The following is a 25,149-nucleotide window of genomic DNA, read 5'->3' on the forward strand; positions in this document are numbered from 1 at the left end:
CGTCCTCACTCCTCGGTGTCCGTGTGCTCGTGGTAGGTGACGCGGGTGTGCTCGGTGTGGGCCCGCATCGTCTGCTGCGCACGCTGCTCGTCGCCCGCCTCGATGGCGTCGATCAGTTCGCGGTGCTCGTCCCAGGAGAGCGCACCGCGGGTGCGGGCGATCGGCGTGTAGAACCAGCGCACGCGGCGATCCACCTGATCGGAGAGTTCGGCGAGCACCGAGTTCGCCGCGAGTTCCATGACGTACGCGTGGAAGGCTGCGTTGGCCGCGACCACGGCATCGACGTCGTCGGACTTCAGGGCCCGCTCGCCCTCGTCGCACAGCTCGCGCAGCCGCGCCGCGGCCTCCGTCGTGGCGTTCGCCGCCGCGAGCCTGGCCGCCTCGGCCTCCAGCAGACCGCGCACGGCGAGCAGTTGGTCGGCCTCGTCCTCGGTGGGCTCGTGCACGAAGGCGCCCTGGGCGGGCCGCAGGTCCACCCATCCTTCGGTGTTGAGCCGCTGGAGAGCCTCCCGTACGGGCTGGCGGGAGACGCCGAGCTGCCCGGCGAGCTCGGTCTCGACCAGGTGCTGACCGGGCTTGAGCGCCCTGGAGATGATGAGCTCGAGAAGCGCCTCGTAGACTCGCTCGCGCAGCGGACCCGGCCGCTCAAGCCTCGGCACGGTTCCGGACGGCAGTCCAGCGGACAGCATGGCACACCCCTCGTCGGCGGCTCTCCGGAGATTGACTTTCGTCTACAGTGTACCGACCTATTGAGCCGTTCAGGCCCGGCACCGACGTGGCCCCACTCACACCTGGTGCTCGCGCATCGCTCAAGAGCCCGTCCGGCAAGCGAGTTGGGCCGTCGGCAGACAACCAACGACGCCGCACGCTCCCCCGGCGGCGGCCGGCCGGCGCCGGATCGCGTCACCGCGTGTACGGACTCTTGCCGCGCTCACTGGACATACTGTAGACAGAATTACGTCGACTTCGCTGTCCGACCACTCCAACCGGAGCCTTCAGGGGTGCAGGGTGCCGTTGCCGGTCCGGGCGGCCTTCGTTCCGCGCGGAAGACGCGGCGCCCGCTCCCCGTGCGTCGCCGTTTGCGCGGACCTGCGGCACCTGCCGCCGGAGGACCGGCGCGGCCCCGATCGCGCCGGTGCCGGGCGGACGGAATCACCGGGCCTCCTGACGGATCACCGCACCATCGAATTCCAGCGCCTACAGAACCGGGACTGATCGACATGGGACGGATCATCGAGCGGAGGCGGGTGCTGCGGATCAGGGGCGCGGGCACCGGGCACCGGGCGGACGCGCTGGCCGTCGAGGAGCCGATGGAGATCCGGCTGAACGGCAGGCCGCTCGCCATCACCATGCGATCCCCGGGCGACGACTTCGCCCTGGCCGCCGGCTTCCTGGTGAGCGAAGGCGTCCTGGGCAGCGCCGAGGAGCTGGCCAACATCGTCTACTGCGCCGGTGCGACCAGCGACGCCGCGAACACCTACAACGTGGTGGACGTACGCCTGGCACCCGGTGTGCCACTTCCCGACATCACACTGGAACGGAACGTCTACACCACCTCCTCGTGCGGCCTGTGCGGCAAGGCGAGCCTCGAGGCCGTCCGCACGACCGCCCGCTGGCCGGTGAGCGACAATCCGCCGGTCCGCGTCGACGCGGAGGTGCTCGCCGCCCTCCCCGACCGGCTCCGTGCCGCCCAGAAGATCTTCGACCGGACCGGCGGGCTGCATGCCGCGGGGCTGTTCACTCCTGACGGCGAACTGCTCGACGTGCGGGAGGACGTCGGCCGCCACAACGCTGTCGACAAGCTCGTCGGTCACGCACTCCAGCAGGGCCGCCTACCGCTCTCCCGCACCGTGCTCCTCGTATCGGGACGCGCCTCCTTCGAGCTCGTGCAGAAGGCGGTCATGGCCGGGATCCCGGTGCTCGCGGCGGTCTCCGCACCCTCCTCCCTCGCCGTCGAGCCGGCCGCGGAGACGGGACTCACCCTCATCGGTTTCCTTCGCGGCCCTTCCATGAACGTGTACGCGGGCGAACACCGCCTGGCCCAGCGAACGGCGGCCGCCCTGGGCTGACGGCACAGCCCGTGACACGGACGCGGGACCGGCCGGCGGGTGCGCCCCCTGGGCCGGCCGGTCCCCAGCGTCGTACGAACGCTGCACGCGCAGCGGCTCGCCGCGCTACCGGCGTTGCGGCAATGCACGCCGTTGGGCACGGCGTGAGCCTGTCACACCCGGCACACACCGCCCCCGCGGGGGATCGGACCGGCGACCCGAACCCAGCCCTACGAATCCTTGCTCCCGGACTCTGCACTGAGGATACTGGATACAGTATTCGCATCAGAGGCGTGACATCCCAGGGAGGGATCCTGACCATGACCGACGCTTCCATACCGGACTCGGGTGCAGGCGACGCTGGCGGTTCGGCCGCTCTCACCGACGGGATCCATCTGGTCGTCGATGCGCTCAAGCTCAACGACGTCGAGACCATCTACGGTGTCGTCGGCATCCCGATCACCGACCTTGCTCGCGTCGCGCAGAGGTCAGGCATCCGCTACGTCGGCTTCCGCCACGAGAGCGACGCCGGGCACGCGGCGGCAGCGGCCGGATTCCTGACGAAGAAGCCGGGCATCTGCCTGACGGTCTCCGCGCCGGGCTTCCTCAACGGGCTCGTGGCCCTCGCCAACGCCACCACGAACTGCTTCCCGATGGTCCAGATCTCGGGATCGAGCGAGCGGCACCTCGTCGACCTCCAGCGGGGCGACTACGAGGAGATGGACCAGCTGGCGGCGGCCAAACCCTTCGCCAAGGCGGCCTACCGAGTACATCGGGCCGAGGACATCGGCCGCGGCATAGCCCGCGCGATCCGCACCGCGGTGTCCGGACGGCCCGGGGGCGTCTACCTCGACATCCCGGCTGCGGTGCTCGGCGAGGTCATCGACGCGGAGAAGGGCGCCGCGTCGCTGTGGCGGGTCGTCGACCCGGCGCCGCGCCAGCTGCCCGAACCCGAGGCCGTGGACCGCGCCATCAACCTGCTCGCGACCGCCGAGCGCCCGCTCGTCGTGCTCGGCAAGGGGGCCGCGTACGCACAGGCGGACGAGCAGATCCGGGAGTTCATCGAGAGCACCGGTGTGCCGTACCTGCCCATGTCGATGGCGAAGGGCCTGCTGCCCGACGACCACCCGCAGTCGGCGGCCACCGCCCGGTCGCTGGCGCTGCGCAGGGCGGACGTCGTCATGCTCGTCGGCGCACGCTTGAACTGGCTGCTCGGCCACGGCGACGCGCCGCAGTGGAGCCCGGACGCCACGTTCATCCAGGTCGACATCGCGGCCGCCGAGATGGACAGCAACCAGCCCATCGCGGCCCCGCTCGTAGGGGACATCGGTTCGGTGATGGAGGCCCTGCTCGAGCGGAGCAAGCCCGGCCGGATCACGGTTGCGGCCGAGTGGCGGGAGGAGCTCGCCACACGCTCGGAAAAGAACGTCGGCAAGATGGCCGGACGTCTCGAGGCCGCCAAGACCGCGCACCCGATGAAGTTCCTGGGTGCGCTGCAGGCGATCCGCGATGTCCTGCAGGAGAACCCCCGGGCCTACGTCGTCAACGAAGGGGCCAACGCGCTCGATCTGGCCCGCAACACGATCGGCATGCAGGTGCCGCGCCACCGGCTGGACAGCGGTACCTGGGGCGTCATGGGCATCGGCATGGGCTTCGCAATCGCCACCGCCGTCGAGACCGGCCAGCCGGTCGTCGCCATCGAGGGGGACAGCGCTTTCGGGTTCAGCGGCATGGAGGTGGAGACCATCTGCCGCTACAACCTGCCCGTCGTCACCGTCGTCCTCAACAACAGCGGTGTCTACCGCGGCGACGAGGCCTCCCCCTCCGGGGACCCGGCGCCGACCGCCCTCAAGGCCCGCCACGACATCATGATCGAGGCATTCGGCGGCAAGGGCTACCAGGCGACGACGCCCGAGGAGGTCGCCACAGCCCTCCGGGAGGCCCTGGCAGCGGGCGGACCTGCTCTCATCGACTGCGTGATCGACCCTGCGGACGGGACGGAGAGCGGCAACATCGCCCACCTCAACCCGAAGGGCGTCTCCGCCAAGAGCTGAGCACTCAGCGGCTGCTGATCGTACGGCCCGGCACGTGATCCCCGTGCCGGGCCCGATACGGCCGGAAGCGGCCACCGCGTGATCGCCGAGGCCCCCGACGACCGTGTGCGTGCCGTGACATCGGGGGTCTCCAGAATCGCCTCCGACATGCCGCGTAACCAGTGCGGACGAGATGCACGCACCTACAGGGCCGGCGGGAGGGCCCAGACGTCCAAGGGGATCACCCCGACCGCACGTCCGCCCCGCCCCAACCGCCGACCCATCAGCTTCACCTGCCGCAGTGCGATGGCCCGGTCCAGCAGTGTCAGATGGGGCAGCCGCTCGGCCAGTTGGGCCTCCAGCCGCTGGACGTCGGCCACCGACCGCAGCCAGACCGTGAACAGCAGGTTGTGCGGGCCGGTGATCGAGGCGCACAGCCGGACCTCGGCGAGGGACAGCAGCCCGCGGGCCGTGGACTCGAGGCGATCGGCCGGTACGCGGGCCCACAGAGTGGCGGACACCGGCCACTCGGTGAGCTCGCGGGCGACCTCGCAGCGCAGCACCAGCTCGCCCTCGCCGATGAGCCGGCTGAGGCGACGGCGTACGGTCCCGGGGCTCAGGCCGGTCTCCTCCGAGAGTTGGGAGGCGGTGCGGCGGCCGTCGGCAGCGACGGCCCGTATCAGGGCCCGGTCGGCGGCGTCGGGCTTGCGGGCCGTGGCATACGGAGGCTTACGGGACGCGGGCGTGGCGCCGGCCAACTGCTGCTGCTGCGCCCCGGTGAGCGCCCGCAGCCGCCACCGGCTGCCCTCCCCGAACACCCGCGTGGTCAGCTGCGCCCGGGTGGCGACCACGCCGGGCAGCCGGGCGATGCGCTCCAGGATCAGTCGCGACAGCTCGCCCAGATCCGGCGTGAACACCGTGACCAGCAGGTCGCGGCCGCCCGCCATGTGCTCGACGGTGACGACTTGCGGCTCGGCGCTGAGGGCGTCGGCGACCGACTCCACCTCGCCGGACCGACAGTCGATCTCGACCAGCGCTACTTCGATCAGCTGCTGGAGCCGAATCCCCGGGTACGCGGTGACCCACGCCCTACCTGAGGAGTGGAGCCGCTCCCAGCGGCGGGCGACGGTCACCGGGTCGACCCCCAGGACCTGGCCGAGCACGCTCCACGACGCCCGCGGCGCCATCTGCAAGGCGTGGACGAGGGTCTCGTCCAGCGGGGTGAGCGGTTCGGGGAAGGCACCGTTGTCCTCCGAACCGTGTACTGCCGTCGTCGAATCCTGCATGATGCGGGTCCTTCATTGCCGAATCCTGCATTTTGCAGGGTATCTCTTCTACAGAACCGGCTTCCAGTGCAGGTTGTCCGCCAGCCCCAGGAGGAGGTTCGCATGGCCCACGAATCGCTGGACACCAGCCCTACTGCCCGTGACGCCGCGCCGGAGGCACCGGCCGCGCCCGCCGTATCCCACGGCCATGGCCGGCGGGAACTCCTCGCCGCCACCGTCGGCGGTGTCGTCGAGTCGTTCGACTGGACGATCTACGCCGTTCTCGCCCCCTACTTCGCAGCCCAGATGTTCCCCGGCGACGACCCGGTCGCCAAACTGCTGGGCGCCTACCTCGGCTTCGCTGTCGGCTTCGTGGTTCGCCCCTTCGGCTCCTACATCCTTGGCCGGATCAGCGACCGGCGCGGCCGCCGCTTCGGGCTGATGCTGTCCATGGGCCTGATCTCCGCCGCGTCGTTCCTGCTCGCCGCGCTGCCCACCGCGGCAACCATCGGCGTCCTCGCGCCCGTCCTGGTGGTGGCCATCCGGCTGGTCCAGGGGCTGTCCATGGGCGGGGAGAACCCGAGCGTCGCCGCGTACGTCACCGAGACCGCGCCACGGAGGCTGCGCTTCGTCTACAGCGGCATTTCCTACAGCGGAGTCGTGATCGGCAACATCCTCTGCTTCGGCGTGCTCACGCTCCTGCTCACCGTCCTCGGCAAGGACGGGGTCACCGAAGGCGGCTGGCGCATCGGCTTCGTGATCGCGGGCCTCATGGGGCTGCTGTCGCTGTGGGTGCGGCGTACGGCCGACGAGTCCGAAGAGTTCGAGCGCGACGCGCGGCCCGCCGACGACCAGGCCGTCGACAAGGCCGAGCGGAGGGCCCTCTACCGCGCCGCGACGCCGAACATGATCGCCGTCTTCCTGATGACGCTGGGCACCACGGTCAGCTACTACCTGGGTACGACCTACCTGCCGCAGTACGCCGAGAATCTCGGCGTCATCTCCGGCGCCCTGGGTACGGCGTCCATGATCGTTCCGCTGGTCGGCCTGATCCTGGCCATGGTCTGCTCGGGCCTGCTCGGCGACCGGCTCGGCGCGGCCAACACCTTCCGCGCGGGCATGGCGCTGCTCGCGCTCTGCACGGTCCCGCTCATGGAGGCCATGGCCTCCGGCGCCCTGCCGGTCTGGGTGGCGACGCTGCTTCTGCTGCTCTGTCTGGCCGCCCCGCTCGCCCTCGCCAACGTCTTCTTCGCCCGGCTCTTCCCGGTCCGGATCCGCGTCGTCGCGATGGGCCTTCCCTTCACCCTGGCGGTCGGCTTCTTCGGCGGCACGTTCCCGCTGCTCGCCGAGGCCCTCGCCGCCGCCGGGCGGATCGGTCTGGTGCCGTGGGTCGCCGCCGGCGCATCTGTCATCTCCCTTGTCGCGACCTTCCTGGTCCGCGAACCCCGGCCCTGAGCCACCGTCGCCCGGGCCCCGAGCCATCACCCCGGCTCGGGGCCCTCAGCACCGATTCCCCCGACGAGGAGCACCACCCCCATGAACCTGCTCGAGGACGCCCACTCCCTGCAGGGCGATCTGGTCCAGCTGCGCCACGCCCTGCACCGTGCCCCCGAGACCGGCCTCGACCTGCCCCGCACACAGGAGACCGTGCTGACCACCCTCGACGGCCTCGGTCTGGAGGTGTCCACCGGCACGCGGCTCAGCTCCGTCACCGCTGTGCTGCGCGGCGCCCGGCCCGGCCCGACCGTGCTGCTGCGGGGCGACATGGACGCGCTGCCCGTAGCCGAGCGCACCGGGCTGGACTTCGCCTCCGAGAACGGGAACATGCACGCCTGCGGCCACGACCTGCACACCACCATGCTCGCCGGGGCGGCCCAGCTGCTGGCCCAGCACCGCGACTGGCTGGCCGGTGACGTCGTCTTCATGTTCCAACCCGGGGAGGAGGGCTTCGACGGGGCGCGGTACATGGTCGAGGAAGGCGTGCTGGACGCCTCCGGCCGCCGGGCCGAGGCCGCGTACGCGATCCATGTGATGTCGGCGGGCCACGAGGCCGGGCACTTCACCACCCGCTCCGGCCCGGCGCTCGCCGCGTCCAATGTCCTGACCGTGACCGTACGCGGTGCCGGCGGCCACGGTTCGATGCCGCACCGCGCGAAGGACCCGGTTCCGGCCGCCTGCGAGATGGTCACCGCGCTGCAGACCTGGGTCAGCCGCACCTTCGACGTCTTCGACCCGGTGGTGCTCACCGTCGGCACCTTCCATGCGGGCACCCGGCAGAACGTGATCCCGGACAGCGCCACCTTCGAGGCCACCGTCCGCACCTTCTCCGCCGAGGCACAAGCCCGGGTCAAGGACGGCACCGTACAGCTGTGCCGCGGGATCGCCGCAGCTCACGGCCTGCAGGCCGACGCGGAGTTCGCCGAACTCTACCCGGTGACCGTCAACGACACCGGGGAAGCCGACTTCGTCGCCCGTACGGTCGCCGAACTGCACGGTGAGGAGCGCTTCAGCACCATGCCCCAGCCGCTGCACGGTTCGGAGGACTTCTCGCGGGTGCTGGACGAGGTGCCCGGCGCGATGGTCATCCTCGGCGCGACCCCGCGCGGCGCCGACCCGGCCGACGCGCCCAACAACCACTCCCCGCTGGCCGTCTTCGACGAGTCGGTGCTGGCCGACGGCGCCGCGCTCTACGCCCGGCTCGCGATGGACCGGCTGCGGCTCACGGCCGGGTGACCCCCACCCGGTAGGTGTTCCTGGTCGATCCTCAGCGGGGCGGCGGCGCGCCAGGCACGCTAATATTTGGCATGTTCCAGCCGAGAGCAGAGTGCCGGGACCTGGACGGTCTCGCCTGCCAGGGGACGGCTGCGGGATCCGGGGAAGTGGGGGAGTGCGGTGACTTTCCATCACCCTTGGGGAGCGGTGCCGCCTGCGCCCAGTACGGGGCGGAAGGGGCGCGGGAAACTCGTCGCCGCGCTCGTCGCCGCGCTCGTCGCCGTACTGGCCATCGTGGGCCTGGGCGGGTGGGCCGCGTGGTCCTACTTCATGCCGACGTACAACGGCCGCACCGACCCGTACACCGTGCTGCCCAGGGGCGACGCCATCCTCAACAGCGATGATGAGGGGATCAACCACCTCCGCGAGCTCCTGCGCAAGGAGTCCGAGCAGAACACGCCCCAGAGGCGCTGGGCACGGTGGACCTCGGACGACGTGGCGGACATTGAGCTGGACCTGAAGTACGAGCTGCACGCCGCGACCACCAGCGCCTCGGGGCGGGATGCGGCCGCGAACTGGCAACGCAACCAGATCGAAAGTGCCCACATGTTCGACGTGGACGTGGCCCACCTTCGGGAGATCGGGGACGAGGCGGCGGAGATCTGGACGGACACCGCCGGATACGAGGTGTACGTCTGCAGCGGTAACGCGACGGTCCACCTCAGGTACGAGATCTACGGGGTGCGGGCCGGCAGCAAGGAACAGGAGCAGATGCAGAGGACGGTCCGCAGGATGGCCACCCTCGCCGTCGAGGACCTCGAGAAGGCGAACAGCGAGTACCCCTGAGGGTCCGCCGCGCCACGACACTGCTGTGCACGGCCGGCCGATCGAACGGCAACCCGGCTGCGCCGGTGCCGGGGGCGGTGGAGCCGCTGGTAGCCGCGGAAGCCGCCCAGTGGTCCGCAGCAGAGGTGGTCGTCGTGCGGCTCGCCTTGGCATGCAACCGAACCGCTCAGTCCGAGGACCGGCCGAATCGCACGGCGTCGGGAGCTTCAAGCTCTGGTGGGGCCGTTCGGCCTATGCGCACGGCGCGGCATGCGCGATGGTGGTGACAAGGTCACCGCGCACGATGTCAGGGGGCCGTGATGGACGAGGTCCGGGTGTTCTCCGAGGAGAGGCCGATCAGGGTGTTCCTGCTGGACGACCATGAGGTCGTCAGGCGTGGTCTGCAGGACTTGCTCGACGCGGAACCGGACATCGAGGTGGTCGGCGAGGCCGCGACCATCGATCATGCCGTCGCCCGCGGGCCTGCCCTGCGCCCCGACGTGGCCGTGCTCGATGTGAGGCTGCCGGATGGCAACGGCGTTTCTGTGTGCCGGGAGCTGCGGTCGCGCATGCCTGAGCTGGCCTGTCTCATGCTCACGTCGTTCGATGACGACGATGCCTTGCTTGATGCGATCATGGCGGGCGCGGCCGGTTACGTACTGAAGCAGATCAAGGGGTCCGACCTGGTCGACGCGGTGCGGACCGTCGCATCCGGGCAGTCCATGCTGGATCCGGCGACCACCGCCCGGCTCATGCGCAGCCTCCGTCACGAAGGCGAGCCCAAGGAGGAGGGTCAGCCCCTGTCCGGGCTGTCGCCGCGCGAGCGGGAGATCCTTGATCTGATCGGCACGGGGCTCACCAACCGGCAGATCGGGAAGCAGCTGTTCCTCTCCGAGAAGACAGTGAAGAACCACATCTCTCGTTTGCTGTCCAAGCTGGGTGTGGAGCGCCGCGTCCAGGCTGCCGTACTGGCCGCAGGCCTGACCTCGGACTCCAGGGATCACGCCTGATGCTCACCGGTCCGGCAGTGGGACACTCCAGACGAGTTGTGTGCCCCCGCCAGACGGCGCTTCAAGTGTGAGCTCGCCGCCGAGGCTGCGGGCCCGCTCGGCAAGGTTCCGCAGGCCGCTGCGCCGGCCGCCGCCCCGCATGCCGCGCCCGTTGTCCGTAACGACCAGCTCCAGGCCATCTGCCCCCACCACCAGGGAAATGTCGGTGGACGTGGCGTCCGCATGCCGTGCGACATTCGTCAGGGCTTCGCCCAGGACGGGAACTACCTGGTCGGCGACGACCGGGGGCACGTCGGTGTCGACGAGCCCCTCCATCCGCAGCGCAGGGGTGAATCCGAGGGAAGGGACGGCTTCCTCGACTGTCTTGGCGATGCGTACCCGGAGCCCCGGCGCAGCACCGGTCCCCGGCCGTGAGCGCAGGCCGAAGATCGTCGAACGGATGATCTTGATCGTGGAATCCAGGTCGTCCACGGCCCGCAGCAGCCTCTCGGCCGCCTCGGGGTGCGCCACGAAGCGCTGCAGGCTCTGCAGCGTGATCCCCGTGGCGAACAATCGTTGGATGGCCAGATCGTGAAGATCACGGGCGATGCGGTCCCGGTCCCGCAGCAGAGCGATCTGTTCGGCGTCATTGCGCCGCTCGGCCAGTTCCAGCGCCACTGCCGCCTGTCCTGCGAAACCGAGGAGGGCCGCGGTCTCGGAATCGGAGAATTCGTCCGCTCCCGACTGCCGGGCCAGCAGCAGTACGCCGCGCGCCCCGTCGCTGGTACCCATCGGCACCGCTGCAGCAGGGCCCAGGCCGGCCCAGCGCGCCGGAGGTGAGGTGGTCCGGGGGTCGTGCGCGATGTCGCCGCTCGTGACCGGTTCACCCGTGGTGACAGCTGCTCCGAGGAAGGAGCTGTCGCGGGGTACTACGAGGCCGATGTGCGAGTCCGCGCCGGCGCCGACGGCGAAGGCCACCTGGAACTCATCGGCAGCCTCCAGAGGCACCGCGACAGCGGCCAGGTCCGCCGAGCTGATGCGCCGCGCATTGTCGATGATCAGTCCGAGTACCTGCGCCTGCGGTGCCCCCGACAACAGGCTGGCGGTGACTTCGCGGCTGGCCTGCAGCCACTGCTCGCGGCGCCGCGCCTCCTCGTACAGCCGGGCGTTCTCGATGGCCACGCCGGCCGCGACGGCCAGGGTGGAGATCACCGACTCGTCCTCGGCGTCGAACTCCTTCGCTCCGCGCTTCTGCGTGAGGTACAGGTTTCCGAAGACCTTGTCGCGCACGCGGATCGGCACGCCCAGGAAGGAATGCATTTCCGGGTGGTGGGCCGGGAAGCCGTAGGAGGCCCGATGGTCCGACAGCTCGGGGAGCCGTAGCGGGTCGGGGTGGCGGATGAGTTCGCCCAGGATTCCGTGGCCTTCCGGTAGATGTCCGATGGCCCGGATCTGCTGCTCGGTCATACCGACGGGGAGGAACTGGGCGAGCTTCTGGTCCTCGCCGATCACGCCGAGGGCCCCGTACTCGGCATCCACCAGAGCCACAGCCGCCTCGACGATGTGCTGGAGCACATGGCGCAGATCGAGCTCGCGTCCGATCGCCAGGACCGCCTCGAGCAGGCTGTGCAGCCTTTCCTGCGTTCCGCGCACTTCGTCGATGCGGATCTGCAGCTCGTCCAGCAGCTCATCGAGCCGCAAGCGGGGCAGGTGCTCGGCACCCCTCACGCCTTCTATGCCCATGGGTGGCTCGCCAGACCCTGTGCGGAGTCGGTGACTGTTACCTCACCAGTATCCGGCGGGTCCGCTCGAGCGCCAGCCGATGCGGGCACCAGGGGCCGACCGGCCGGGCCACCGCCCGACAACCCCGGGGGACAGCGTCCCGGCCGCGCCGGCCACAACGGGCCACGCCGGTGGCAACACCTGGCGAGACCTTCCCGCGGCGGACCCTGGTCGCGGCGTCGCCGACGAGGTCTGGGACGTCCGGGTGCGGCTGCCTTCCCGCCATGCACCCGCCCTGAGCCGACTGGGCTGACCCGGGCCACCGGGAGCCGCCGTGGGCCTGTCGGGCCGCCTCGGGGACCTTCGGCCCAACGCTCGGACCGCGGATGTCGGTCACGGTGGAGTCGTAACGCGGGGAGGGAGAGGGAGTTATGGCTGTCTCCGCACACATCGCGGTCATAGGCGTCGGCAACGAGTTCCGGCGGGACGACGGCGTGGGCCTGGACGTGATCGCCCAACTGGAGGAACGGGCGACCGCACGACCGCTACCCCCTGGCACCTCACTCGCCAAATGCGACGAGGACCCTGGGCGGCTGATCGGACTGTGGGAGAACGCCGACTTCGTTCTGATCGTCGACACTGCCCATGCCCGCCCGGCCCATCCGGGGCGTGTCCACCGGCTGGAGATGGACCGGCAGAAGCTATGGCAATCCGGCCCTGTCGATTCGCACGGGCTCGGTTTCGGAGAAGCCGTGGACCTTGGACGAGCCCTGGGCCGACTGCCGGGCCACCTGATCGTGTACGCCGTGGAAGGCGCTGACAACTCGCTGGGCACCGGCCTGACCCCGTCTGTGGCGGCCGCGGTCGAACCGCTCGCCGAGCGCATCGAGGCAGACATCGTCCGGCATCGGGCTGCCGCCGCGCTCGGTTTTCGACCAGGCGGCTGAGAGCGCTGCAGGCACAACAGCAGCGGCTGCTCAGCGGCAGGCACTACCGGTGGGGGTGCCCGCATCTCCCGCCGCTGTCGCAGAAGGGCCGGTCGGCCCATACGGACGCCCCTGGAGGCCCTAGGAGCGGCGGGCGGCCGGTCGCACGCTGAGAGCGGACGTTGGCCGTGCCGCGGGAGTGTCACAGAGTCGGCGCCCCCGGCACCGAGGGTTGAAGGGAACAGCGATGAAGCATCGCAAGCTCGGCACTGTGATGGTCAGTGATGTGGTGTCGGTGACCCCGGGTACTCCGTTCAAGGAGGTGGCGAGGCTGCTGGCTGAGCACCGCATCAGCGGACTGCCAGTGGTCGACCCCGAGGACAGGGTCGTCGGAGTGATCTCCGAAAGCGATCTCATGCTCCGGCAGGCCGCGTTGGAGGCAGGAGGGGGCGGACGCGGCCTTCGTCACCTGCCGAGCCGGCTGGCCCGGCTTCGCCGCGCAGCGGGCCCGACGATCGTCAAGAAGCGCGCTGTGACCGCCGAGCAGTTGATGTCAGCTCCTGCCATCACCGTCCACGCCGACGACAGCATCGCCGCTGCGGCCCGTACGATGGTCCAGCATCGCGTCGAGCGCCTCCCTGTGGTCGACGAGGAGGACCGTCTGGTCGGCATCGTCACCCGACGTGATCTTCTGGGGGTTTTCCTGCGACCGGATGCGGAGATCCGCCGAGAGGTGATCGACGGGGTACTCGTCGAGGCTCTGTGGCTGACTCCGGACACCATCGATGTACAGGTGCTCGAGGGCGTGGTGACGCTGAAGGGGCAGCTGGAACGCCGCAGTGAAGTCCCGATCGCGGTCCGGCTGACGCAGGAACTGGATGGCGTGGTCGCGGTCGTCGACAGGCTTACCTACCGCATTGACGACTCCCATCTGCGGCCGGTCGAACAGACCTTGTACGGCATCGCCGGCGGCTCCCCCACCCCGCCGTAATGGGGCGTGCTCTCACCCTCGGACCAGGTCGAGCCGTCCGAGTGGTTTCCGTGTACCGACCCGCGTCTCGCTGAAAGGCCGCGTGGACCCGGACGAAGCCGCACCCGGGGAGGGGCGCCCGCGGCGCGAGGGGACGATGACCAGCCCGTTCGGATGTACCGCGATGTCAGCGAGCCGGCGGCCGTGGAAGCCTCCTCGTGGATAAGGAGGCAGCATGACGCGGAGCACCGCGCGGCGACCGGATTCGGCGGCGTCCCCGCAGCCGGCACTGATGCTGGCGCTGGCCACGGCCGGGTTTGGGCTCTGCTTCTGGGCGTGGGCTCTGCTGGCGCCGCTCGGCCCGGCGCTCCGGGAGGAGCTTGATCTCACCGCCTTCCAGCAGTCTCTGGTGGTGGCCGTGCCGGTGATCGTCGGCTCGCTCGGCCGGATCCCTGCCGGCGCCCTCACCGACCGCGTGGGCGCCCGCCGGATGTTCCCCCTCGTCGCCGCCCTGACGATCCTGGCCGTGCTCTATCTGGGCCACCTGGCCGACTCCCTGGCCGAGGTGCTCGTGGGCGGCTTCTTCCTCGGCCTGGGCGGCACGACGTTCGCCATCGGCGTGCCATTCGTCAACGCCTGGTATCCGCCTGAGCGGCGCGGACTGGCTCTTGGTATCTTCGGCATCGGCACTGGTGGCACTGCCCTGGCGTCCTTCACCACCGTCCAGCTCGCCGAAGCCGTCGGGCGAAGCTTCCCCTTCGACCTGGTCGCCGGCCTGCTGGCCGGCTATGCCCTCACCGCCCACCTCCTTCTCCGCGACAAGCCGGGCCGTAAGGTCGCGGCTGGCTCGCTGCTGACCCGTACGGCGGCCACGCTGCGCATGCCCGCCACCCTGCAACTGGCATTTCTCTACGCCGTGGCCTTCGGTGGCTTCGTCGCGTTCAGCGTCTACCTGCCGAGCTACCTCACCACCGCGTACGGGCTCGGGCGCTCCGACGCCGCGCTGCGAACCGCTGGCTTCGTGGTGCTGGCCGTCGCCATGCGTCCCCTCGGCGGGTGGCTGTCCGACCGGACGCATCCCGTTCCGGTGCTCGTGACCGCCTACGCCATGGTGTCCGTATGTGCGCTGGTGGCGGCCCTTGAGACGGCCCTGATCCCAATCGGCACGGCCGCCTTCCTGGGGATGGCCGCCGGTCTGGGCGCCGGCGCGGGCGCCGTCTTCGCCCTCGTCGCCCGCCTGGTGCCCCCGGAGCGGGTCGGCTCGGTCACCGGTGTCGTCGGCGCCGCCGGCGGGCTGGGCGGCTTCTTCCCGCCCCTGGTGATGGGCGCGATCAAGAGCGTCACCAACGACTACTCCTGGGGATACGTACTGCTAGCCGTCACCGCGGCCGCCGCCGGCGCGTTCACCGCAACCGTCGTGCGCAGACACGCCCATGCGACCGAACAGACCTGACCCATCGCTGCTCGCGCGTTGCCCGTCGGGTCCGTCGGGTTCCGGCCCCGTGAGAGGGCCTGTCCGCCGAGGTACACAGAGGCGGCGGCCGGCCCTTACTCCCGGGCTACAGCCCTTGCGAGAGCAGGAGTTCGTGTGCCAGGCGCGCCCCTCGGGCTGTCCTTTCCTGCATGTCGACGTCTTCGGAGGGGGCTTCCTCCAGACCTTCGGCGAGTGCACGAACGGCCTGGGCCAGGGTCTGCACCTGGGACTCCAGGAGGCTCAGGCGTCCATGCACGCTGACCGGTTCCCGGTCGGCTGCTCCGGTCGCACCTACGTCGCGGCCCGGCTCGGTGTTCTCAGTCATCAGTTGCCTCCCAACTACGTCTGGTTGACGAGGAAGTCGGCACTGCGGGACAGCGTGGTCAGCTGCGGCGCGTCCTCGTCCTCGACGCGTATGCCAGTGCGTTCGGTGAGGGTCTCGACGAAGCTCAGAAAGTCCAGGGAATCCATGTCGAGAGCGTCCCGGAATGTGTCGTCGGGCCCCAGAACGGTGACCTCGGCGCCGGGAATGACCCGGGCGATCGAATCCCTGACGACCTCCAGTGCTTCTGCGCGGTTCATAGCTCCTCCGGGTTCTGCAAGAGGCGGTCGACCGCCGTCAGATAGCGGGCCCCTACGGCACCGTCGGTCGCTCGGTGGTCCGCCGCGAGCGTGGCCGTGACCACAGGCCGCACGCCGAGGAGGCCGTCGACCGCGCGCGGCCGGTCCACGACCCGTCCGAAGCCCACCAGGGCCACTTGCGGCGGGTAGATCACACCGAAAACGCTCTCCACTCCCTGGTCACCGAGATTGGTGACCGTGATCGTGGAGTCGGACACCTCGGATCCCCGCAGCCGGCCCGTACGTGCGCGGGCAACCAGGTCCTTCAGAGCGGTCATCAGCTGCGGGAGTCCGAGGGTGTCGGCGTCGTGCAGCGCGGGGGCCACCAGCCCGCCACCGCGCAGGGACACCGCCACCCCCAGGTGTACTCCGCCGCCTGCGACGAAGCGGCCGCCGGTCCAGAAGCCGTTGAGCTCCGGAACCTCCCCAGCCGCCAGAGCGGCGGCCTTGAGCAGCAGGGCCGCGGGAAGCAGCCGTTCGCCGACCGGACTGCGCCTGTTGTGTTCGTGCAGCCAGTCCATCGCGGTGGCCATGTCGATCGTCGTGGACAGGTAGTAGTGCGGGATCTCCCGTTTGGAGCGGGCCATCAGGTCTGCGATCGAGCGACGCATCGCCGCCGTCCGCTCCTCGGAAGGACGTGCCGGAGCCACGCTGCCGCGCGTCGGTGCGGTCGCGGCCGCCGGGCCGGGGGCCGCGTTGCGGACGTCCACGGCACGGACGGCGCCACGTTCGCCACTACCCGTCACCGCCGCCAGGTCGACGTCCAGTTCGGCGGCCAGCCGTCGGGCCAGCGGGGTGGCCCGGACCCGCGAAGGCGTGGTGGCCGCGGCGGCTCGCTCGACGTCGGCGCGGGTGATGCGCCCTCCGCGTCCGGATCCGTGGACAGTCTCCAAGCCGATGCCGCTCCGCTCGGCGAGATGCCGGATCAGCGGGCCCGTCTCGCTGTGGACGGGCTCCTGGGCGGGCTCGACCGAAGGCACCGGAGTACCGACGGCGGCCGGCTCGGACGGGGCCGGTGTCCGCGGGCGCTCCGCCGTGCGCCGCTCCGGCCGTGCTTCCTCGGGCCGCTTCGGCCTCGCCGGCTCTCGTGCCGCCGGTTCGATCACTGCCAGTGGTGTGCCCACCGCCACCGTCACGCCCGGCTCGACGAGCAGCTGCCCCACTGTCCCGGCCTCGAAGCACTCCACCTCGATCGCGGCCTTCGCGGTTTCGACGACCGCGACCGGATCCCCCTTACGGACTCGGTCGCCGGGATGGACCAGCCACTCCTGGAGTGTCCCCTCATCCATGTCGGCGCCCAGCGAGGGCATGGTGAACTCGGCCATGGTCAGTCCACCGCCCGGTGCGCCGCCGCGATGATGTCGTCGGTCTGCGGCAGGGCGGCCTCCTCCAACCGCCGGGCGTACGGAATGGGGACCTCCGCACTGCACACCCGCTGGACGGGCGCGTCCAGTTCGTAGAGCGATCGTTCGGCGATACGGGCGGACACCTCGGCGGCGAGGCTGCCCGTGCGCCAGGCCTCGTCGACGACCACGGCGCGGTGCGTACGGGCTACGGTCGCGGCGATGACCTCACCGTCCAGGGGCCGCAGCGTGCGAAGGTCGACGACCTCGGCGCTGATGCCCTCGGCGGACAGCTCGTCCGCGACCGCGAGCACCTTGGGCAGCGAACCCCCGTAAGTGATCAGGGAGATGTCGGTGCCGGGCCTGCGCACCGCGGCGTGGTCCAGATCCACAGCAGCGGTGCGGGGGGCGAGTTCACCGGCGGCGTTGTAGAGGCTGCCGTGTTCGAAGATCAGTACCGGGTCGGGGTCGGCCAGGGCCGGGGCCAGCATGTAGCGTGCGTCCTCGATGGTCGCCGGAGCGAGCACGCGGATGCCGGGGATGTGCGCGTACCAGCCCTCGAGGCTGTGCGAGTGCTGCGCGGCGAGCTGGCGACCCGCCCCGGTCGTCATACGGATCACCAGCGGGACGGGCAGCTGGCCGCCCGACATGTGCAGCAGGGTGGCGGCGTTGTTGAGGATCTGATCGAGAGCGAGCAGGCTGAAGTTCACCGTCATGATCTCGACGATCGGCCGCATCCCGGACAGGGCCGCGCCGATACCGGCACCCACGAACGCCGACTCCGACAGTGGTGTGTCGCGGATCCGTTCGGGCCCGAACTCCTCCAGCAGGCCGAGGCTGACGCCGAAGCACCCACCGTACCGGCCCACGTCCTCGCCCATCAGGAAGACGCGTTCGTCCGAGCGCAGGGCCTCGCGCAGGGCCTCGCGCAGGGCCTCCCGGTAGGTCGTCTTCCGGTCTTCGGACCTGCCAGTCTCCATGGTCAGCTCACTCCCACGGCTGCGCTGGTGACATGTCGCAGCAGGTGTTCGACCGGCTCTTCGGGGGCCTGCTCCGCCACTTCGACGGCACGGTCGACCTCGTCGGTGATCCGGCGCTCGATCGCGGCGAACTCCTTGTCGCCCAGCTCGCCGTCCTCACGCATGCGGTCGATGAGCCTCTTGATCGGGTCTCTGACCTTCCACTGCTCGACCTCCGCTTTGTCGCGGTAGCGGTCCGGGTCATACATGGAGTGCGCCCGGAAGCGGTAGGTGCGCAGTTCGAGGAAGTGCGGTCCCACGCCGGCCCGGATGCCCTCGGCGGCCCGGCGGGCGGCCTGCTGCACGGCCTCGACGTCCATGCCGTCCACGGCCCAGGCCACCATGCCGTAGGAGGCGGCGCGCATGGCCAGGTCGGTTTGCGCCTCGTGCCGCTCGAGGGCCGTGCCCATGGCGTAGAGGTTGTTCTCGCAGACGAGCAGCAGCGGCAGATTCCACAGGGCGGCCAGGTTGGCCGTCTCGTGGAACTCGCCTTCCGCGAAGGCTCCGTCGCCGAAGAAACAGCACGTGACACGGGTCTGCCCGCGCATCCGGTCGGCCAGCGCGAGTCCGGCGGCCAGCGGGAGCCCGCCGGCGACGATCGCGTTGCCGCCGTAGAAGCGGCGGCTCGCGTCGAACAAGTGCATGGACCCGCCGCGACCGCCGCTGCAGCCGGTGGCCTTGCCGTACATCTCGGCCATGACGGCCTCGGCCGGGATGCCGCGCGCCAGCGCATGGCCATGCTCGCGATAGGTGGAGACCACCGCATCGTCCGGGCTCAGCGCCTCGTTGACGCCGACGGCTACGGCCTCCTCTCCGATGTAGAGGTGGACGAATCCACGGATCTTCGCGGCGCTGTACAGCTCGACGCACCGCTCTTCGAAGCGCCGGATGCGCAGCATGGCGTCCAGCAGCGCGATCCGGTGTCCGGCCGCCGTCTGGTCGGGCGGGGACGGCCTTTCCGTGGTCCGCGCGGTGGCTCTGGTCCGTGCTGGGGACGCGGTGGCCGTTGTGTGCGCAGTCGTCGTGGTCTTTCGTGCACCGGTGCCACGGGCGGGGCTCATGTGGATCCTTCCAGGGTGGACAGGTCTCCGGTGGGCAGGCCGAGCTCGCGGGCTTTCAGCAGCCGCCGCATGACCTTGCCGCTCCGGGTCTTGGGCAGGTCCTGGTCGAAGGCGACCTCCCGGGGTGCGACGGCGGGACCCAGCCTCCGGCGGGCGAAGGCCAGTAGCTCGCGCTCCAGAGCCGGGGTCGGTTCGATGCCGGGGCCCAGCGACACGAAGGCTTTGACGATGTTCCCCGCGACGGGGTCCGGCCGTCCGATCACGCCGGCCTCGGCGACCGCCGGATGCTCCATGAGGGCGCTCTCCACCTCGAACGGGCCGATCAGGTGCCCCGCCGACTTGATGACGTCGTCGGCGCGCCCGACGAACCAGTACCAGCCGTCCTTGTCCCGCTTGGCCAGGTCCCCGGTCAGGTACCAGCCGTCGGCGAAGGCCGCCTCGTAACGCTCCTTGTCGTGCAGATAGCCGCGGAACATCGACGGCCAGCCGGGCCGCAGCGCCAACTCGCCTTCGACATCCGGCGTCTCCAGCACCGTCACCCGGCCGTCGGTGATCAGCGCCCGGCCGTCCTCGCCGCGCTGGAGCACCGCCGCCTCGACGCCCGGCAGTGGCCGCCCCATCGAGCCGGGCCGGATCTCGCAGGCCGCCAGGTTCGCGATCATGATGCAGCCGGTCTCGGTCTGCCACCAGTTGTCGTGCACCGGCAGGCCCAGCACCTCCTGGCCCCACAGCACGGCCTCAGGGTTGAGCGGCTCGCCGACAGAGGCCACGAGGCGCAGCGCCGACAGGTCGTAGGCGGCCGGCAGGTCGTGGGGACCCTGCCGGGGCGTGGCCCGCATCAGCATCCGCAGAGCCGTGGGCGCGGTGTACCAGACGCTGACCCGCTCCTCGTCCAGGATCCGGTACCAGCGCCGGGCGTCGTACTCCCCCTCGTCGACGACGACCGTCACACCGTGGACGAGCGGGGCGATGATGCCGTACGACATGCCGGTGACCCAGCCGGGGTCGGCGGTGCACCAGTACACGTCCTCGGGGTGCAGATCGAGTGCGTATGCCGCGGTGGCGTGGTGGGCGACGACCGCTTCGTGGACGTGGATCGCCCCCTTCGGAGCGCCGGTCGTGCCGCTCGTGAAGTGCAGCAGGGCCATGTCCTCGGGCGATGTCGGCGGGATGGTGAACTGGGCGGAGGCGACGGCCGTCAGCTCCTCGAACGAGTCCGTACCGGGCAGCTGCTCGGCCCCGGGCCCGACGATGAGGACATGCTTGAGCTCGGGCAGCGACGCCCGGCGGTCCGCCACCTTGCGCCGGTACAGGGCCGCGGTGGTGACCAGCACCCGGGCCTCGCCCAGGCGCAGCCGCTGCTCCACCGGGTCCGGGCCGAACGCGGAGAACAGGGGGCACAGCACACTGGTGTTCTTCAGCGTGCCCAGCACCACCGTGTAGAGCTCCGGGCACCGGCCGAGCAAGGTGAACACCCGATCACCCCGACCGATACCGAGCGACCTCAGGATGTTTGCGAAGCGGGCGGTACGGTCGGCCAGTTCGGCGTAGCTGACACTCGAAACGCTGTCGTCGCACGCCACGCAGCGCAACGCGATCTTGTCGCCGTGGCCAGGTTTCGCGTACCGGTCGACGGCCTCGTGAGCCATGTTCAGTCCGCTGTCACCAGGCAGCCCGGAGAGCGCGGCACGCGCCCGCGACCAGGTGAAATCGGAGCGGGCTCGGTCGTAGTCGGTGAGATTCGGCGTGACGCTCGGTGTCGCGTCCTTGCGGATCGTCTCCCAGGTCATGGCAGTCCTTCCGACGCCTTGCCGCTACCTCCAGGGTCGCGGAGACCGGCCCGGGTCGCATGGGGCCGAAGGGCCCCGGTGCCGGGGGCCGGGCAGGCCCTGTGCGGATCAACTGCGCGGGAGGACGAGCACGCAGGTGTCTCCCGGTGCGACGGTGACCGCGCGGTCTGTCATCACCACACGGATCGGGGTCTCCTCCGAGGCAGGCACGCTGATCCGCATCCGTCCGCTGTGCAGACGGACGCCGATCCCCCAGTTGCCGCGGTACCGCAAGGAGAATCCGTACTCGGACAGTTCCGGGAGCGGAACCGGGTCCACCCACAGCGCGCCTTCCCGTGTCTCCAGGCCCGTCAGGCAACGCTGCACCAGGTCGAGGGTCCCGGCCATGGCCCCGAGGTGGATGCCCTCCCCGGTCGTACCGCCCTGCAAGTCAGCGATGTCTCCTTCGAGTGCCTCCTGGCAGTACCGCCACGCCTCGGTCCGGTTGACCCGGGCGAGCACCCAGCCGTGGACGAGGCCACTGAGGGTGGAACCGTGGCTGGTACGGCGAAGGTAGTAGTCGACGGTCCTGCGCCAGATCTCGTCGTTCAGCTCGTAGCCCAGCCGCCGGAACAGGGCCGACAGCTCGGCCGGTGAGAAGAGGTAGCCGAGCATCAGCACATCGGCCTGTTTGGACGCCCGGTACCGGTTGACCGTGTCACCTTCGGCCTCCAGGATCCGATCCAGCCGTCGGATGCTGCCATACCGCGCGCGATAGGCGTCCCAGTCCAGTTCGGCCAGGTCGCCATAGCCGTCGAACTGGCTGATGACGCCGTCGTGGAACGGCACTCTCAGCTGCCGGGACACCTCCTGCCACTTCTGCAGTTCGCCCCTGTCCAGCCCGATGCGCTCGAACAGTTCATGCCTGCGCCACTCGGGAAGGCGCCGCAGAAGGTCGAGGGCCCGGCCGAGGACCCAGGCAGCGGTCACGTTGGTGTACGTGTTGTCGTCCAGGCCCGGCTGCTGGGCGCCCGGGTAGGCGTCGTGGTACTCGTCCGGCCCGACCACGCCGCGGATGCGATACCGGCCGAGACCTGGGTCGTATGTCGCGGTGGCCGCCCAGAACCGGGCGATCTGCAAGAGCATCTCCGCGCCCTTGGTCTGAAGGTATTCGGTGTCGCCGGTCGCCTCGCAGTACTGCCAAACGTTGTAGGCGATCGCCGAGCCGACATGGTGCTGCAGCCGGGAGTTGTCGGGCAGCCAGCGGCCCGATCGGGGGTTCAGATGCAGCCGCTGCGTCTCCTCGCGTCCGTCGCTGCCGCTCTGCCACGGGTACATGGCCCCCGCCCGGCCGATCTCACGGGCCGCCCGGCAGGCCTGCGGTAGCCGGCGGTAGCGGTAGTTCAGCAGCGCCCGCGAGACCTCCGGGAAGTGCAGGTTCAGATAGGGCAGGACGAACAGCTCGTCCCAGAACACGTGCCCCCGGTAGGCCTCACCGTGCAGACCGCGCGCCGGAACCCCCACATCCAGTTCTGCGGTGTGCGGCGACAGAGTTTGCAGAACGTGGAACAGATGCAGCCGCAGCACGCGGCCGGCTTCCCCAGGCACCTCGATGTCCGCGCGCCGCCACAACTGCTCCCAGGCGGCAACGTGGGAATCCAGGAGCGCCGGGAAGTCCGGCGCTTCCGCCACGCGGTCGACTGCCGCCGTCAGCGGATTGGTGATGGCGTGGTCGCGGGAGGTGTGCAGTGCGGCGGTCTTGTCCACGACGGTGGGCCGGCCCGGAACCATCGGGATCACCAGGCGGTGTGCGACGCGCCGGCGACTGGGATGAAGCCTCGACGAGACCGGCGGTTGCCCGGTGACAGTGCGCGCCGCCATACCGACACTGATATCAGAGCCGCTCGTCCGGCAGCCCAGCCAGATCGTGTCGGGATCTTCGGCTCCCGTATGCACATGAGCCAGGTGGTTGCGGCTGAGGGACCGGTAACGGTGCACGTTCGCGTTGATCACTTCTCCGTCGATGGCGGACTCGATCTCGATCTCCGCCGCCGCCCGGTCCTCGGCCGTGAAGACCGTCCGCAGCGCGGCCAGGTGCGGGACTCCCATGTGCACCAGACGGCTCTGCTCCACGCCCACCAGGCCGCCCTCGACGCCGGCCCGGTACCGGAATCTGCGGATCAGCGTGCCCCGCCGCAGGTCCAGCGTCTGCCGGTAGTCGAGCAGCTCGCACCTGTCCGGCGAAAACCAGGGACCGACCGAGCCATCTGGGGCACGGACGCGGAAGCGCAGGTCCAGCCAGTTCGGGAGATTGACCAGGTCCTCGTTCTCCACCCGCCGCCCGGCCACGGTCGACTCCAGGCGGTTGTAGCACCCGGCAACGTAGGTGCCCGGGTAGTGCACCAGCCCCGCCTTGCACTCCGGAGCCGCGCCACGGGTCGCGAAGTATCCATTCCCGAGCGTGCACAGCGCCTCGCGCACCCGCTCAGCATCGGGGTCATAGCCCTCGTACTCCCAAGCCCACTCCGGCATCCGCCGCCCTCACTTCCTCGTCCCTCACGAGCAGCGCAGCGGCGCGGCAGGCTCGCTGCCTGTTCATGCCGGCTCGGGCACGACGGCGACGGGGCAGTCGGAGCGATGCAATACGGCGTGGTTGACCCGGCCGAGCTGCAGACCGAAGTGGCCATGTCGCCTCTGGGCGCCGACGACGAGCAGGGCGGCGTCAGCCGACGCATCCGGCAGGACCTTCTGGGCGGGCCCCTCGATCACCTCGCGGCGGACCTCAACCTGGCGATGTTCCTCTACAGCCCCGTGCAGCGCGCCGGACAGGGTGTCCGACGCCCGCTCCCGATGGAACCGGGCAGCTTCATCATCCGCCAGGTGGGGGTCCCCCCGCTCACGGGCCGGGCACCGCCAGGCCCGTACCGCATGGAGCGCGCAGCCCCGCGCCTCAGCCTCGCGAAGGGCGAACTGCACAGCGGCCGAGCTCTCAGTGTTGTCGCCCACGCCGAGCACCACGCGCTGCCCGGCCGTTTGCCGCCTCTGCTCCGCGCCGCGGATCACGATCACCGGGCAGGTGGCCCGGGCCGCCACCGCGACGCTCACGGATCCGAGCAGCAGACCGGCAACCTCGCCTCGGCCGCGCGAGCCCGTGACCAGTGCGGAGGCCCTCTGGCCCGCGTTCAGCAGAGCGGTCTCGGGCTCCTCGGGCAGTATCTCGGTCGACACCTGCACATCGGGGTTGCGCTGCCGGGCCCGCTCAGCGCCGGAGGCAACAATGTGCTCGGCCATCACCTGTTCAGATGGGCGGCCTGTACGGAGCGACGGGAGGTGGCCCTCGTAACGCTCCCACAGGGATGCATAGACCAGGCGCAGCGGTACCCCGTGGAGGGCCGCCTCGTCCACGGCCCAGTCCACAGCCCGCAGGCTCGCCTCCGATCCGTCGACACCCACGACCAGCGGAAGCTCCATGGTCCCTCACCGCCTTCCCGCGACTGACTCCAGGTATTCGAGGTACCCCGGTGAGCAACGCTTGCACCGCCGGCGGAACTGCGACAGTTCTTCAGGAACGCGTCACGGCCGGGCCGGGTGGGCCGGTGTTTGGGCCACTCGGCCCCTGAACCGCAGCGGCGCTCGCGGCGGACGATGGAGACAGAGGGCATTCGCCGAGAGGAGGAGGTCTCCGTGGCTGAGACACCGCACATCGTGAGCGACGTGATGACTCTGACCGTCGTGGCGGTCGGGCGCGACGCGCCCTTCAAGGAGATCGTGCAGACCATGGAGCAGTGGAAGGTCAGCGCGCTGCCGGTCCTGGAGGGCGAAGGGCGAGTCATCGGTGTGGTCTCCGAGGCGGACCTGCTCCCCAAAGAGGAGTTCCGGGACAGCGACCCGAACCGCTACGAGCAGCTCCGGCGCCTGCCCGACCTGGCGAAAGCGGGAGCGTTGACCGCGGAAGAGCTCATGAGCACCCCCGCCGTCACCGTCCATCCGGACGCGACCTTGGCCCAGGCGGCCCGGATCATGGCCGTGAAGCACGTCAAGCGACTCCCTGTCGTCGATGACGAAGGGATGCTGCAGGGCGTCGTCAGCCGCGGCGATCTGCTGAAGGTCTTCCTACGGTCGGACGAGGAGATCGAGGACGAGGTCCGCCGCACCGTGGTGGCCACCCTCTTCCCCGCACTGGCCAGGTCCCTTTCGGTGCGAGTGAATGAGGGTGTCGTCACGATCAGCGGTCAGATCCGCGACACCTCGCTCATTTCGGTGGCGGCCCGCCTCACCCGCGCCGTGGAGGGCGTCGTGGACGTCGAGTGCCATGTCACCGGTGAGTACGAGGACCGGCCGACGGGGGCGGAAAGCGCGTCCTGACACCTTC

21 protein-coding genes are annotated in these 25,149 nt (G+C 70.3%); 10 read left to right on the forward strand and 11 right to left on the reverse strand.

Annotation, left to right across the window (positions count from 1 at the left end; all coding sequences use genetic code 11):
• Positions 1-5 precede the first annotated feature (5 nt).
• The gene (locus ACY34J_RS06210) at positions 6-689 is read right to left on the reverse strand and encodes a GntR family transcriptional regulator (RefSeq protein ID WP_462725623.1); all 684 of its coding nucleotides are present in this window, start codon (positions 687-689) and stop codon (positions 6-8) included.
• Positions 690-1,220: 531 nt separating this feature from the next.
• On the opposite strand from ACY34J_RS06210, the gene fdhD reads away from it, so the two are divergent.
• Complete coding sequence (gene fdhD / locus ACY34J_RS06215; protein WP_462725624.1) at positions 1,221-2,069, forward strand: formate dehydrogenase accessory sulfurtransferase FdhD; 849 nt, start codon at positions 1,221-1,223, stop codon at positions 2,067-2,069.
• Positions 2,070-2,368: 299 nt separating this feature from the next.
• Positions 2,369-4,102, forward strand: coding sequence for an oxalyl-CoA decarboxylase (gene oxc, locus ACY34J_RS06220; RefSeq protein ID WP_462725625.1), 1,734 nt, complete (start codon positions 2,369-2,371; stop codon positions 4,100-4,102).
• 182 nt (positions 4,103-4,284) lie between these two features.
• Here the strand turns inward: oxc and ACY34J_RS06225 are convergent, their stop codons facing one another.
• Positions 4,285-5,367 carry an Lrp/AsnC family transcriptional regulator gene (locus tag ACY34J_RS06225; RefSeq protein WP_462725626.1) on the reverse strand — a complete coding sequence of 361 codons (1,083 nt, stop codon included), beginning with the start codon at positions 5,365-5,367 and terminating at the stop codon, positions 4,285-4,287.
• Between the two features lie 102 nt (positions 5,368-5,469).
• Here ACY34J_RS06225 and ACY34J_RS06230 point away from each other — a divergent pair, with 102 nt between their 5' ends.
• The 4 genes from ACY34J_RS06230 to ACY34J_RS06245 all read left to right on the forward strand — a co-directional run bounded on the left by ACY34J_RS06230 (position 5,470) and on the right by ACY34J_RS06245 (position 9,893).
• Positions 5,470-6,801, forward strand: a complete 1,332-nt coding sequence (locus ACY34J_RS06230; protein ID WP_462725627.1) for an MFS transporter — start codon at positions 5,470-5,472, stop codon at positions 6,799-6,801.
• A gap of 81 nt (positions 6,802-6,882) precedes the next feature.
• Positions 6,883-8,079 carry a M20 metallopeptidase family protein gene (locus tag ACY34J_RS06235; RefSeq protein WP_462725628.1) on the forward strand — a complete coding sequence of 399 codons (1,197 nt, stop codon included), beginning with the start codon at positions 6,883-6,885 and terminating at the stop codon, positions 8,077-8,079.
• 186 nt (positions 8,080-8,265) lie between these two features.
• A complete protein-coding gene (locus tag ACY34J_RS06240) occupies positions 8,266-8,904 on the forward strand; it encodes a hypothetical protein (RefSeq protein WP_462725629.1) in 639 nt (212 codons plus the stop codon).
• A gap of 299 nt (positions 8,905-9,203) precedes the next feature.
• Positions 9,204-9,893: a response regulator gene (locus ACY34J_RS06245; protein WP_462725630.1), complete on the forward strand. Its 690-nt coding sequence runs from the start codon at positions 9,204-9,206 to the stop codon at positions 9,891-9,893.
• Between the two features lie 3 nt (positions 9,894-9,896).
• Here ACY34J_RS06245 and ACY34J_RS06250 read toward each other — a convergent pair whose 3' ends face one another.
• On the reverse strand, positions 9,897-11,615 hold the full coding sequence (locus ACY34J_RS06250; protein ID WP_462725631.1) for a sensor histidine kinase: 1,719 nt from the start codon (positions 11,613-11,615) through the stop codon (positions 9,897-9,899).
• Between the two features lie 410 nt (positions 11,616-12,025).
• Between ACY34J_RS06250 and ACY34J_RS06255 the strand changes: the two genes are divergently transcribed.
• The 3 genes from ACY34J_RS06255 to ACY34J_RS06265 all read left to right on the forward strand — a co-directional run bounded on the left by ACY34J_RS06255 (position 12,026) and on the right by ACY34J_RS06265 (position 14,943).
• The gene (locus tag ACY34J_RS06255) at positions 12,026-12,541 is read left to right on the forward strand and encodes a hydrogenase maturation protease (protein ID WP_462725632.1); all 516 of its coding nucleotides are present in this window, start codon (positions 12,026-12,028) and stop codon (positions 12,539-12,541) included.
• Positions 12,542-12,767: 226 nt separating this feature from the next.
• Positions 12,768-13,511 (forward strand): CBS domain-containing protein, encoded by a 744-nt coding sequence (locus tag ACY34J_RS06260; protein ID WP_462725633.1) that lies wholly within the window; start codon positions 12,768-12,770, stop codon positions 13,509-13,511.
• 214 nt (positions 13,512-13,725) lie between these two features.
• Positions 13,726-14,943 carry an MFS transporter gene (locus ACY34J_RS06265; protein WP_462725634.1) on the forward strand — a complete coding sequence of 406 codons (1,218 nt, stop codon included), beginning with the start codon at positions 13,726-13,728 and terminating at the stop codon, positions 14,941-14,943.
• Between the two features lie 106 nt (positions 14,944-15,049).
• Here ACY34J_RS06265 and ACY34J_RS06270 read toward each other — a convergent pair whose 3' ends face one another.
• The 8 genes from ACY34J_RS06270 to ACY34J_RS06305 all read right to left on the reverse strand — a co-directional run bounded on the left by ACY34J_RS06270 (position 15,050) and on the right by ACY34J_RS06305 (position 24,248).
• Entirely contained in the window at positions 15,050-15,289 is a 240-nt protein-coding gene (locus tag ACY34J_RS06270; RefSeq protein ID WP_462725635.1) for a hypothetical protein, read from the reverse strand.
• A gap of 14 nt (positions 15,290-15,303) precedes the next feature.
• Positions 15,304-15,546, reverse strand: a complete 243-nt coding sequence (locus tag ACY34J_RS06275) for an acyl carrier protein (protein ID WP_462725636.1) — start codon at positions 15,544-15,546, stop codon at positions 15,304-15,306.
• On the reverse strand, positions 15,543-16,910 hold the full coding sequence (locus ACY34J_RS06280) for a dihydrolipoamide acetyltransferase family protein (protein ID WP_462725637.1): 1,368 nt from the start codon (positions 16,908-16,910) through the stop codon (positions 15,543-15,545). Before ACY34J_RS06280 ends, ACY34J_RS06275 begins: the two co-directional genes overlap by 4 nt.
• A gap of 2 nt (positions 16,911-16,912) precedes the next feature.
• Positions 16,913-17,908: an alpha-ketoacid dehydrogenase subunit beta gene (locus ACY34J_RS06285; protein ID WP_462725638.1), complete on the reverse strand. Its 996-nt coding sequence runs from the start codon at positions 17,906-17,908 to the stop codon at positions 16,913-16,915.
• Between the two features lie 2 nt (positions 17,909-17,910).
• Positions 17,911-19,008 (reverse strand): pyruvate dehydrogenase (acetyl-transferring) E1 component subunit alpha, encoded by a 1,098-nt coding sequence (gene pdhA / locus ACY34J_RS06290; RefSeq protein ID WP_462725639.1) that lies wholly within the window; start codon positions 19,006-19,008, stop codon positions 17,911-17,913.
• Positions 19,005-20,798: an acetate--CoA ligase gene (gene acsA / locus ACY34J_RS06295; protein WP_462725640.1), complete on the reverse strand. Its 1,794-nt coding sequence runs from the start codon at positions 20,796-20,798 to the stop codon at positions 19,005-19,007. The genes pdhA and acsA overlap by 4 nt, the downstream gene beginning before the upstream one ends.
• Before the next feature lie 108 nt (positions 20,799-20,906).
• On the reverse strand, positions 20,907-23,309 hold the full coding sequence (locus tag ACY34J_RS06300) for a glycoside hydrolase family 65 protein (RefSeq protein WP_462725641.1): 2,403 nt from the start codon (positions 23,307-23,309) through the stop codon (positions 20,907-20,909).
• 63 nt (positions 23,310-23,372) lie between these two features.
• Entirely contained in the window at positions 23,373-24,248 is an 876-nt protein-coding gene (locus ACY34J_RS06305; protein ID WP_462725642.1) for a universal stress protein, read from the reverse strand.
• A 213-nt stretch (positions 24,249-24,461) separates the two neighbouring features.
• Here ACY34J_RS06305 and ACY34J_RS06310 point away from each other — a divergent pair, with 213 nt between their 5' ends.
• Entirely contained in the window at positions 24,462-25,142 is a 681-nt protein-coding gene (locus tag ACY34J_RS06310) for a CBS domain-containing protein (RefSeq protein ID WP_462725643.1), read from the forward strand.
• Positions 25,143-25,149: the final 7 nt, after the last annotated feature.

Source organism: Streptomyces sp. HSS9-12 (assembly GCF_054963655.1).